Below are 11,549 nucleotides of genomic sequence, written 5' to 3'. Positions count from 1 at the left end.
ATAAATAACTACAGCACGCCCTTAATAATTTTTATTTATCAAATACTAAGAATAAAACAGAACATATTTACGCAATATAGCGTGTGGTTTTATGGTTCAGCAGAATAATTGAATTTAAAATAATGACACCCATAATTGAAACCAGAATCAACTTCCAGTCTACAAACAGCAATGACGTGAGTAAGATTGCCATATCAATACCCAACTGCACTTTACCTGCTGGAATATCGAAACGTTCCTGTAAATACAATGCAAGTAAATTGATCCCGCCTAGACTTGAACGATGTCTAAATAAAATCAGGAAACTGACACCCATCAAGACATTGGCAAAAATGGCTGCATAAATTGGATTAACATCGGAAAGATGAAAAAACTGGGGAATGATTGCAGAAAAACCTGCCAGTAAAGCAACCGCAATAAAGGTTTTAACTACCAAGGCCATCCCCATTTTTTTATAGGCAAAATAATAAAATGGAATATTGATGAAGAAGAATAAAACACCAAATTTAATGTCGGTAATATAGTGGAGGAGTAAAGACAGACCTGCTGTTCCTCCAGTCATAATGCCCGCTTGTTGCAATAAGGTCATGGCAAAAGAAAGGATAAATGTACCCGTCAACAGCGCCAATGCATCTTCAACTTTGGAATGTTGGTCAATTATAGGCACGACTGGACTGACCAGAGATACATTTTGCTCGGTATTCATAAGGGTAAAACTCAATCACAGAACAGCAGAAGGGAGAGATGCCTTTCAAATAAAAGGCGGCATATTTGATCATTTTTATTGGAAATACGCAATTTATTCTTATATTTTCACCATAAATGCAATTTATATTCAAAATAAGCCATTTAATATAAACAGCTCATTTTCAGTCAGACATGGCTTTCTGATCCATCTTCACTGGCGATCAGCTATTTATTATTTAATCGCGATTCCGTTTTCTTTGAGTTTTTCCAAAACAATCGAGGTATTCAGGTTGCTAACACCAAAAGTCTGGGAAGAAAGGATGCCAATCAATTTGACCATTTCATCTAGATTTCTAACCGCAACTTTCAAGGCAAAATCATAGCTCCCCGTCAGTTTATGAATATCCTTAACTGCTGGCTCATTAAGAAGGAACTCAACAAAACGATCATGCGTGGCATCATGATAATTCTGTAATTTCACTTCAATAATGCCCATGATCGGCGCAGGATCAGCACTCAACGCAATTTGTGCATAATAGCCGGTGATAATCTTTTTCTGTTCGAGATTCACTCGACGGCGTGAACATTGGGAAGTCGACAACCCCACCAATTCAGCGAGTTCCTGATTGGCCAAACGTCCATTCATTTGTAAATGATGGATAATTTTCTGATCAAAATCATCAAGTTCGACTGTCATAAAACGCTCAATTTTGCCTTAAGTCACGGTTTGACTGATGTGGATTCATCAGTTTTCAAAGTTTAACGCCTTTCACTCAGGCAGCTCAAGCTTATGGCAAAATTGTACTCGCCTGGATGCGTTGAATACCCTCTGCCTGCATACTTTGCCATGCACTTTGCAATGACCCATTCAAATCAATTGCTTTGCAGGCATCTTCTATAACATAGGTTTTAAATCCCATTTGTGCCGCATCCAAGGCAGTCCATGCCACACAAAAATCTGTGGCTATCCCCACGATATAAACCGTATCAATTTGATGTTCTGTTAAATAGCCCTTCAAACCTGTCGGAGTTTTGCGATCTGCTTCCATAAAAGCAGAATAACTATCGATATCAGGATGAAAACCCTTACGGATAATCAATTGGGCTGTCGGAATATCAAGAGCTGGATGAAATTCGGCATCCTGTGTCCCCTGCACGCAATGCTTAGGCCACAAGACTTGGGTTCCATAAGGCAGCTCAATGGTTTCAAAAGGCGCTTTATTTTCATGATTATCGGCAAAGGAAATATGTTGTTCTGGATGCCAGTCTTGTGTAAGCACCACCATTTCAAACTGTCGGGCCAGTTGATTAATGACTGGAATAATCTGATCAGCGTCAGTGACTGCCAAGTTTCCACCTGGGGTAAAACCGTTTTGTACGTCAACAACAATGAGTGCGCTGTGTTTCGCAAGTGTATGCATATTGTGTTTCATTCTGGATTGCTCGCTCCTTTCTAACATACGCTGCTCTCTATCGTCTGGCTACTTCCACCTGAACTTTTCTTAACATGAAAATTATTCAGGTAAAAGTTGAATTAAAGTTTTCGGCTGTTTGACTAAAGCATATTGTTCTTATGCCGCTGATCAGTCATAATTTGCATAATTGTCATTCAATCGAATTCATTATTGGACGACGAATCAAAATACTGCAACCATCCAATATTTCGTTTCAACTAATTCAATCTCGGATGGGAAAATAGGATAGTTTTTTAAAATGACTCAGCTAGCACAGAATATTCAAGGCTCAATTGTCGCACTCGTCACCCCTATGTTTGAAGATGGTCGCGTAGATTGGAAGAGCCTGGAGAAGCTCGTTGAGTGGCACATCCAACAAGGTACACATAGTATTGTTGCTGTTGGCACAACGGGCGAAGCCTCAACATTAAGCATGGAAGAACATACACAAGTCATCAAAGAAGTGATCCGTGTAGCCAATAAACGCATCCCGATTATTGCGGGTACAGGTGCAAATTCAACACGCGAAGCAATTGAGCTGACCAAAGCAGCAAAAGAACTCGGTGCAGATGCAGCCCTGCTCGTTACGCCATATTATAATAAACCAACACAAGAAGGCTTATATCAACACTACAAGGCGATTGCTGAAGCAGTTGATATTCCACAAATTCTTTATAATGTTCCAGGTCGTACTGGTGTAGACATGCAAAACGAAACTGTCATTCGTCTTGCTGAAATTAAAAACATTGTTGGGATTAAAGATGCAACAGGCGATGTACCACGTGGTCAAGCCCTCATCGAAGGTTTAAAAGGTAAAATCGCAGTATATTCAGGTGATGATGAAACTGCCTGGGAACTGATCTTGCGTGGTGCGAAAGGTAATATTTCGGTTACTGCCAATGTTGCACCAAAACAAATGAGCGAAGTTTGTGAAGCTGCATTAGCAGGCGATCAAGCAAAGGCTCAAAGTCTGAATCAGCAAATTGCAAATCTACACAATATTTTGTTTTGCGAATCAAACCCAATTCCTGTGAAATGGGCGTTGCATGAGATGGGATATATCAGTACAGGTTTACGCCTGCCATTAACCGCTCTAGCAGAACAATATCGTGAACCTCTCCGCACAGATTTAAAAACTGCGGGAATTATTTAATACGAGCAATTTATGATGCAATTACGTCTTGGTGTTGTCCTAGTCATTTCAGCTTTAAGTTTGGCTGGTTGTGGTCGTTTTGCCCTCAATAATCATTCTTTAGATTATAAAAAAGCGCAAGCGCTTGAACCACTCAAGTTCCCTGAGAATGCAACGGTAAGACCATTTACGCCATTGTATCCAGCACCAACGGTTGACCCGCTTGCGATTCAACATGCACCGACATTTGAGAACAAGACGGGCAAACGTTATGCGTTACCTCGCCCAGAGTCAGCGCAAACTGCAACCACGACAACTGAAGCAACAGCAACCAGCTTAGGTCGTCCACAACTGGTGATGGATGGGAATAAGAACCCATTACTTAAAGTGGATGGCCCGACTGCAACTGCTTGGCAATATGCTTTTGCGACCGTCAGCAGCCTCAACTATAAAGTCATCTCTCAGGCAGATCATGGCTATGAAGCGACTATTAAAGTGGGTGAGCAAAACTACCTACTGAAGCTTACCGCTGTCGGCTCAAGCAATACCATTGCACTGTTTAAACTTGATACAACCTTTGCAGACCCTGCGGTTGCAACGGAAGTATTAGCCCAGATTTACCAAAACTGGCCAGCCTAGTCGTTTACTAGGCATTTTTTTCAAAAGGTTCCCTCATGTTAAAACAAACCTTGCTCTATACTGGTAAAGCAAAATCTGTATATGAAACAGATAACGCTGATCACCTGATTTTAGTCTTTCGCGATGATGCCTCGGCATTCAATGGCGAAAAAATCGAGCAACTCGATCGTAAGGGCAAGGTCAACAACCGTTTTAACGCCTTCATCATGGATAAACTGGCTGAAGCAGGCATCGAAACCCATTTTGAAAAATTGCTTTCTCCAACTGAAGTCCTTGTTAAAAAACTTCAGATGATTCCTGTTGAATGTGTCATTCGTAACTATGCTGCTGGTTCACTTTGCCGTCGTTTAGGCGTTGAAGAAGGCAAAGAGTTAACACCGCCAACATTTGAATTATTCTTTAAAGATGATGCTCTTGGCGATCCAATGGTGAATGAATCTCAAGCGATTGCTTTAGGTTGGGCGACTGCTGAACAGCTTGAAAAAATGAAAGAACTCACTTACCAAGTAAATGATGTGCTTAAAGCATTATTCGACGCTGGTAATATGATTCTGGTAGATTTCAAACTTGAATTTGGTGTATTCCATGACCGTATCGTACTGGGTGATGAGTTCTCTCCAGACGGTTGCCGTTTATGGGACAAAGACACCAAGAAAAAACTTGATAAAGACCGTTTCCGCCAAGGTTTAGGTGGTGTGGTTGAAGCCTATGAAGAAGTTGCGGCACGTTTAGGTATTAACCTAGACGATATCTAAGCTCAGCTTAGATCGCATATAAAAAAACCGAGCTAAATGGCTCGGTTTTTTTATAATTTTAATTTTTTGAATCCTGATAAATGAGCTTACCTTCTTTATAGGTCGCCACCACCTTGATTTTTTTAATCTCACGGCTTGGTATAGTCAGCGGATTCCGATCCAGTATCACCAGATCTGCCAGTTTGCCTTGAGCTAAAGTTCCCTTCTGTTGATCTTCAAAATATTGATAGGCAGCCCAGTCCGTCATCGACTTCAACGCCAGATAAGGACTTACCCGTTCATTTGCACCCAAGACATAATCACTGCGGGTGGTACGATTCACAGTCGCATCAAGCATCATCATGCTACTTGGGGGTACAACAGGCGCATCATGATGTTCGGTAAAAATCAGATGTTTCTTTAACGCCGTTGCTGTAGGGGAAATACGTGCTGCTCGCTGCTCACCCAGAGTCTGTTGACGATGCCAGTCACCCCAATAAAAAGTATGCAGCGAGAAGAAGGAAGGAATAATATCCAGCGCTTTAAGTTCATCCAGTTGATCATCACGAATGGTTTGTGAATGAATCAGCACACTTCGACGATCTGCTTGACCCTGCTTTTGGGTCGCGTCTTTTACCGCAGCAATAAACTGATCAATTGCAGCATCACCATTGGCATGTGCAAGCACTTGCCAGCCTTGTTTGAAGGCTAAATTAATATAATCCTTCACCTCTTGATCATTGCTGATCGCCGCATAGCCTTTGTAGGTTTTATCCTTGCCTTCAGGCGGCACCAGATACGGTTGTGTCAACCAAGCAGTCTTGCCCTGAGGTGAACCATCCAGACTGATTTTAACCCCACCAATACGGAAATGGTGATCATACTGACGGCTACTACCGTATTTGAGCATATAGTCCTTGCTGGTGGTAATATCTGGATAAGACACCATATCAATCGGCAGCTGATTTTGCTGGCCCAAGCTACGCCACATCTCAGTCGTGCCCTGATCTGCCCGTCCTTCCTGTACTGTAGTGAAGCCATTTTTCACATAAGCATCAATGCCTTTCTGTGCAATCTGGAACATGACAGCGGGCGGTACATCTTTAAAAATCGAACCGATTGCAGTAAAGAGTGCCGACTCCTCAAGGACACCATTCGGTACGTTGGAATTGGCTTCACGGCGAATCACGCCACCCGCAGGATTCGGCGTATTCTGATCGATTTTTAGCAATTCGAGTGCTTTATGATTCACAGAAGCCAGATGTCCAGATTGATGCAAAATCATCACAGGCTGATCTGTTGAGACGCGATCAAGATCAGTTGCGGTGGGGTGTCTTTTTTCATTGAGTTGTGCATCATCATAGCCATTGCCTAATATCCAGCCGCCCATGGTCTGAATCACTTCTGGATGCTGCTTTTTCCATGTATTCAGCACATTGACCAATGAATGGATATCCAAGACCTGTCCATCAGGTTGCGGATATAGATTGGCGACCATCTGGTGAAAACCCACCATATTCACATGACTATGGGCATCGATAAAACTTGGCAGCAAGATTTTGTTTTTGAGATCGATGACTTGAACGGTTTTATCAGCCATTTGTTCCGCCTGCTGTTTGCTGCCCACAAAACGGATGGTGCCATTCTTGACCAGCAAGGCCTCGGCATATTCTGGCGTATCACCACTCATGGTTAAAATGGGGCCGCCATAAAACAGCTTTTCGCTGGAACTGACGGGGATGGATGAAGTTGCACAGCCTGATAGAACAATTGAAAAGGAAGTGACCCATGCAAATTGATGCAGATGGTTACGGTTCATATTTTTAAACCCATATTTTTATTATGCCTTTTCTGATTAAAACTGATTCTGTGCCGAATAGAAAGCATTCACTGATTATTTTTGTAATGTTTGTTCAATTTTTTAAGGACTATGGCACAGAATCTGATCTTATCCTAAAGACTAAAATAATTTAGCCAATTTATTCGATACCTTGATTGCAGCATCGTCAATGTAACGGCTATAAAACTGCGCCAAAATGATACTCACCACCATCGTAAACAGGCTTGCCAGCAGTCCTGCATTGAAATAAGAGAACGCCAGCTGCACATGCAAAAGATTGAAGAATGGAATACCCAAGGCATAAAGTATTGCCAAGTGAATCAAATAAATTGAAAAAGATACTTTACCCAGAAACACCAAGACACGTCGATCAAAAAACTGGGCCAGCCATTTGCCTTTTAACACAGCATACACAACCAGAAAGCCACCAAGAAAATTCAGATAATCGTAAGTTTGTTCGCCCAGAAATGATGTAAAAAACTGATAACTCGAGCTGCTATTATGTGCCCCGCAAAAATAGAGACCGAACAAGAACAAGAGTATAGAAACAGCCGTCCCTAGCTCTGCCGCATACAGAAATAGCCCCATTCCCAATATAAAGCTGAGAATGCCAAGTAATACGGTCTGCGAAATCATATAAGCCGCAGCAACACTCAACAGCAAAAAGAGAGCAGATAAAATGGGCAATTTACTATATAGATAACTTGCCAGATAAATCACCAATGAGCCAAGCAATTCAATTTGCATGGTCCACAGAACCCAGTTATAGCTTGAATCTCCAAACAGAAATGCACCAATGCTTCCCTCATAGAGTGCCGTCTTGAGTTGAGGATGAGGATTGGCCAAAGCAGCCCCCCATTCTGAAACATGCGAGACATCAACGGGCACAAAACATACCAGATAAGCCACAATACAAGAGACAAACGCGGGAATGGCCAAACGTGGATAGCGTTTAATCAATGATTTTTTCAGCTGTGTGGCGGTATTTTGTTTTTTAAAACTGGATAGGGTCAGGACAAAACCACTTAAAACGAAGAAGACAAAAACTGCGCCCGTGCCCGAATAAAAGAAGGCCAATGGAGAATGATGTAATTGTGCAAAAACCTCATATTGAGGCACGCTACTCCAGCCAAAATTATGCATTTGGGGAAAGAAAGTTAACGATAAATGTGACAACACAACGGCGAGACATGCCAAGCCTCGGATACTTTCCGCTGCATTAATTTTGTTTGTGGTCATTGTGGAGCTTTATCATCCTTGATAAGCGGGGATGATGCGACCTTTTATCCAGAGTGTCTAGTGGTCACTTACAAAAATATCATGCTCGATACCAAGTCATGACATGACTCAAACTTTCTGGTACGCCGTACCCTCTTTTGATATTAACGATTTAAATAATCTCTTAAATAATGCGCTGTATAAGATTGCTTATTTTCTAATAACTGGCTCACTGGCCCTGCAAACATCAGTTCTCCGCCCTGTTCACCCGCCAATGGTCCAATATCAACAATCCAGTCTGCCTGTGTCATGATTTCCAGATTATGCTCAATCACAATGACGGTATTTCCCTGCTCAACGATGGTATTGAGTAGCTGGATCAGTTTAACCGTATCAGACGGATGCAAGCCTGAGCTTGGCTCATCCAGCACGAAAATATTATTGGTCTGATCAAGCTCACGGCTCAGTTTCAGGCGTTGTCGTTCGCCCCCAGAAAAGCTATTCAGGCGTTGACCAATGGCAATATAGTCCAGACCTAAATCAATCAGGGTCTTGAATTGTTGCTTCAATTTAGGCACTTCAAAAAAATCATAAGCCTCTGCAACCGTCATTTTTAAAGCATCGGCAATATTCTTATCTTTATAAAGATAGTTGAGTACCTGTTCTGCATAGCCTGAACCATGACAAACCTCACAGACCATTTCGACATCATCCAGAAAGGCCAGCTCAATTTTCTCAATACCTGAACCTTTACACTGCGGACACGCCCCTTCACTATTAAAACTAAACAGTTTCGCGCTGACCTTATTCTGTTGCGCATATAACTGACGAATGCTATCCAGCAAGTCCAAATAAGTGAGTAGATTTGATCGGATCGTTGCAGTAATGACAGATTGATCAATAATTTTCACTTCGGGGTATTGCTGCGGTAAGACTTTACTCATCAGCGTACTTTTACCTGAACCAGCAACACCCGTTACCACGGTCAGACAATTCTTGGGAATATCGACACTAATATTCTTCAGGTTAAAGAGCCGCGCATTTTTTATGGTGATTTTTTCCAGACTGCTTCGTGCCACCTGTTTATATTGATTGGGGCGCTGGAAAAACTGCCCTGTTAAACCAGAGGAGCTTTTAAGATCAGCAAAACTACCCTGATAAATGACTTCGCCGCCCTTTTGTCCAGATAAAGGCCCCATATCAATCACATGATCCGCAATCCTGATCAGGTCTGGATCATGTTCCACCAACAGCACGCTATTGACCTTATCCTTAATTTTTTGAATGATCTGGATGATATTTTCCAAGTCTTTGGGGTGAAGTCCAATGCTGGGCTCATCGAAAATATAAAGCAGATCGACCAGACTATTGCCCAAATGTTTGACCATTTTTATACGTTGTGACTCCCCACCCGATAAGGTATTGCTCACGCGATCCAATGTCAGATAGCTGAGTCCAACCAGATTTAAATAATGAAGTTTATTACGAATTTCATGTAATACCGTCTCCAGCTTTTCATTCTCGATCGATTCGATAAAGCTCAGCAATTTAGCCACCGACAATGCAGTACAGTCCGAGATATTTTTCCCTTGAATCTTGCAGCTCAGCGAAGTCTGATTCAGACGCTGCCCCTGACAAAGACTACATTTTTCGACAGTAATAATCTTGTCCAGAATATGGCGATAACGGTTGCGCTCTTGTGCTTCACCTTTTAAGAAATTTCGCTCAAAACGAGGAATCAGGCCTTCATATAACGCGGTTTTTCTCCAGTCTTTGCGAGGATGGTGTGGTTTATGCTGCGCTGCATTTAAGAAAAGCTCCCACTCTTCCGCATCATAATCCTTAAGCTTTTTATCCAGATCAAAATAGCCCGAGTCGGCATAACGGGTCCAACGCCAAGCATGCGGCTGATAAGTCGGAAAGTCGATCGGCCCTTCATTTAGAGATTTCTCTAGATCCAGAATTTTATAGATATCAATGGTCTGTTCCAGACCAATCCCATCACATTGTGGACACATGCCATTGGGATGATTAAATGAAAAAACATGAGAGTACCCGACAAAAGGCTTACCCATGCGCGAAAACAACAACCTTAAATTGGCATATATATCGGTAATGGTCGCGATAGTTGAGCGGATATTTCCAGTCAAAGGCTTCTGATTGATGATCACGGGAACATTCAGATTTTCAATTTTATCGACATCCGCCACACCAAAATGCTGTAAACGGTTACGCACAAAACTATCCTGTGTTTCATTGATTTGTCGTTGCGCTTCGGCACCAATCGTTTCAAATACCAGTGAAGATTTACCTGAACCTGAAACGCCCGTAAACACAACGATTTTGTTTTTCGGAATTTTCAATGAAATATTTTTAAGATTATTTTGTCGCGCGCCGTAAATATTTATTGTTCTGCTGCTCATCTGCCGTCTCGCTGTTCTCTTTAAAACCACGATAAGCCAAAAAGAATGTGAGAGATGTATCTGTTTTTATGAATAAATGAAATAGATGTAATGGAGTGCTGGATATTCAAAGCCGTGAATATCCAGCGCTATAGAAGCAAATGTGATTTATTGTTGCTGATCTTGTTGCCAACGGCGCTGTTGTAAACGCTCCCCTTCAACTTCACGTTTATTCAGGGCGCGCTCATAGAGCTTGGTACCGCGCAATTCAGGTGGCAAATATTCCTGTAATACAAAATGTTCAGGATAATTATGCGGGTAGAGATAATCGACACCATAACCTTGCTGTTTCATCAACTTGGTGGGTGCATTACGCAGATGTAAAGGAACAGGCAAGTTCGCGGTTTTTTCTGCCAATTCCAAGGCACGGTTTATCGCCAGATAAGTACTGTTACTTTTCGGACTGGTCGCTAAATACACCGCGCATTGACCCAAAATAATCCGTGCTTCTGGCATGCCCACCGCCTGCACTGAGCGGAAACATTCGCCCGCCAGCAACAAGGCATTGGGATTAGAGTTACCAATATCTTCCGATGCAGCAATCAACATACGACGTGCGATAAAGACTGGATCTTCACCACCTTTCAGCATACGTGCCATCCAGTACAATGTTGCATCTGGATCACTACCACGAATGGATTTGATAAATGCCGAAACCAGATCGTAATGCTGCTCACCCGATTTGTCGTAACGCGCAATATTTTGCTGCGCGACTTTAACCACAATCGCATTGGTGACCATATTTTCAACATCAGGCTCAAAGGTACTGGCGATCAGATCAATCAGATTCAGTGCCTTGCGTGCATCACCTGCTGCAAATTGAATCAATGCATCATATTCTTCGATATGAATAAAACGTTCTTTTAAAAACTTATCCGTTTGAATCGCTTTATTCAGTAAGGTTTGAATGGCATCTGCATCCAGACTGTTCAGGGTATACACCTGACAGCGAGACAGCAACGCACTGTTCACCTCAAAGGACGGATTCTCTGTGGTCGCACCGATCAAGGTGATTTTGCCTTTCTCAACGGCATTGAGTAAGGCATCTTGCTGCGACTTGTTGAAGCGATGTATTTCGTCAATAAATACCACAGGCGTCAACAGATCACCGCTTTCAGCAATCACTTCCCGAAGCTCTTTCACACCCGTATTCAGTGCTGACAAGCTCACAAAAGGACGATCAACCGCTTGGGCCAGTAATAATGCGATCGTGGTTTTTCCTACCCCTGGCGGTCCCCAGAAGATAATCGAAGGCAAATGCCCCTGATCAATCATTTGACGTAAGGGTGCATTTTCGCCCAGTAAATGATCTTGCCCGATAATTTCTGACAAATCACGAGGACGTAAACGTTCAGGTAAAGGAATATGCGTATCTGACATCAT

The 11,549-nt window shown here is 42.3% G+C and carries 10 protein-coding genes; 3 read left to right on the top strand and 7 right to left on the bottom strand.

The features are described from left to right. Positions 1-67 precede the first annotated feature (67 nt). The 3 genes from A9Z07_RS05725 to pncA all read right to left on the bottom strand — a co-directional run bounded on the left by A9Z07_RS05725 (position 68) and on the right by pncA (position 2,108). Entirely contained in the window at positions 68-706 is a 639-nt protein-coding gene (locus A9Z07_RS05725) for a YitT family protein (RefSeq protein WP_004776366.1), read from the bottom strand. Positions 707-919: 213 nt separating this feature from the next. After that, entirely contained in the window at positions 920-1,384 is a 465-nt protein-coding gene (locus A9Z07_RS05720) for an Lrp/AsnC family transcriptional regulator (RefSeq protein ID WP_069577590.1), read from the bottom strand. A 91-nt stretch (positions 1,385-1,475) separates the two neighbouring features. After that, positions 1,476-2,108, bottom strand: a complete 633-nt coding sequence (pncA, locus tag A9Z07_RS05715; protein WP_069577589.1) for a bifunctional nicotinamidase/pyrazinamidase — start codon at positions 2,106-2,108, stop codon at positions 1,476-1,478. Positions 2,109-2,400: 292 nt separating this feature from the next. Between pncA and dapA the strand changes: the two genes are divergently transcribed. Genes dapA through purC form a run of 3 tightly spaced genes read left to right on the top strand, consistent with a single transcriptional unit; the run spans position 2,401 to position 4,667 of the window. Continuing rightward, positions 2,401-3,294 carry a 4-hydroxy-tetrahydrodipicolinate synthase gene (gene dapA / locus A9Z07_RS05710; protein ID WP_005260271.1) on the top strand — a complete coding sequence of 298 codons (894 nt, stop codon included), beginning with the start codon at positions 2,401-2,403 and terminating at the stop codon, positions 3,292-3,294. 15 nt (positions 3,295-3,309) lie between these two features. Further along, positions 3,310-3,912, top strand: a complete 603-nt coding sequence (locus tag A9Z07_RS05705; RefSeq protein WP_062847095.1) for a hypothetical protein — start codon at positions 3,310-3,312, stop codon at positions 3,910-3,912. Between the two features lie 35 nt (positions 3,913-3,947). Beyond that, positions 3,948-4,667, top strand: coding sequence for a phosphoribosylaminoimidazolesuccinocarboxamide synthase (gene purC, locus A9Z07_RS05700; RefSeq protein ID WP_005260273.1), 720 nt, complete (start codon positions 3,948-3,950; stop codon positions 4,665-4,667). Between the two features lie 58 nt (positions 4,668-4,725). Here purC and A9Z07_RS05695 read toward each other — a convergent pair whose 3' ends face one another. The 4 genes from A9Z07_RS05695 to A9Z07_RS05680 all read right to left on the bottom strand — a co-directional run bounded on the left by A9Z07_RS05695 (position 4,726) and on the right by A9Z07_RS05680 (position 11,546). Next, entirely contained in the window at positions 4,726-6,465 is a 1,740-nt protein-coding gene (locus tag A9Z07_RS05695; RefSeq protein WP_069577588.1) for an amidohydrolase, read from the bottom strand. A gap of 141 nt (positions 6,466-6,606) precedes the next feature. Then, positions 6,607-7,725: an acyltransferase family protein gene (locus A9Z07_RS05690; protein WP_069577587.1), complete on the bottom strand. Its 1,119-nt coding sequence runs from the start codon at positions 7,723-7,725 to the stop codon at positions 6,607-6,609. A gap of 143 nt (positions 7,726-7,868) precedes the next feature. Beyond that, the gene (locus A9Z07_RS05685) at positions 7,869-10,127 is read right to left on the bottom strand and encodes an ATP-binding cassette domain-containing protein (protein ID WP_069577586.1); all 2,259 of its coding nucleotides are present in this window, start codon (positions 10,125-10,127) and stop codon (positions 7,869-7,871) included. 147 nt (positions 10,128-10,274) lie between these two features. Beyond that, positions 10,275-11,546 carry a replication-associated recombination protein A gene (locus tag A9Z07_RS05680; protein ID WP_123774000.1) on the bottom strand — a complete coding sequence of 424 codons (1,272 nt, stop codon included), beginning with the start codon at positions 11,544-11,546 and terminating at the stop codon, positions 10,275-10,277. Positions 11,547-11,549: the final 3 nt, after the last annotated feature.

It is taken from the genome of Acinetobacter sp. YK3 (assembly GCF_001729365.1).
GTDB classification, from domain to species: domain Bacteria; phylum Pseudomonadota; class Gammaproteobacteria; order Pseudomonadales; family Moraxellaceae; genus Acinetobacter; species Acinetobacter vivianii.
Note: the sequence above shows the minus strand (reverse complement) of the source record. Positions and strands in the feature narration are given on the sequence as shown.

Bases quoted from the DNA above. Each gene is read 5' to 3' on its own strand.
- A9Z07_RS05685 (WP_069577586.1), bottom strand. From the start codon at position 10,127: ATGAGCAGCAGAACAATAAATATTTACGGCGCGCGACAAAATAATCTT.
- A9Z07_RS05680 (WP_123774000.1), bottom strand. From the start codon at position 11,546: ATGTCAGATACGCATATTCCTTTACCTGAACGTTTACGTCCTCGTGAT.
- A9Z07_RS05695 (WP_069577588.1), bottom strand. From the start codon at position 6,465: ATGAACCGTAACCATCTGCATCAATTTGCATGGGTCACTTCCTTTTCA.
- A9Z07_RS05690 (WP_069577587.1), bottom strand. From the start codon at position 7,725: ATGACCACAAACAAAATTAATGCAGCGGAAAGTATCCGAGGCTTGGCA.
- A9Z07_RS05705 (WP_062847095.1), top strand. From the start codon at position 3,310: ATGCAATTACGTCTTGGTGTTGTCCTAGTCATTTCAGCTTTAAGTTTG.
- pncA (WP_069577589.1), bottom strand. From the start codon at position 2,108: ATGCATACACTTGCGAAACACAGCGCACTCATTGTTGTTGACGTACAA.
- purC (WP_005260273.1), top strand. From the start codon at position 3,948: ATGTTAAAACAAACCTTGCTCTATACTGGTAAAGCAAAATCTGTATAT.
- A9Z07_RS05725 (WP_004776366.1), bottom strand. From the start codon at position 706: ATGAATACCGAGCAAAATGTATCTCTGGTCAGTCCAGTCGTGCCTATA.
- A9Z07_RS05720 (WP_069577590.1), bottom strand. From the start codon at position 1,384: ATGACAGTCGAACTTGATGATTTTGATCAGAAAATTATCCATCATTTA.
- dapA (WP_005260271.1), top strand. From the start codon at position 2,401: ATGACTCAGCTAGCACAGAATATTCAAGGCTCAATTGTCGCACTCGTC.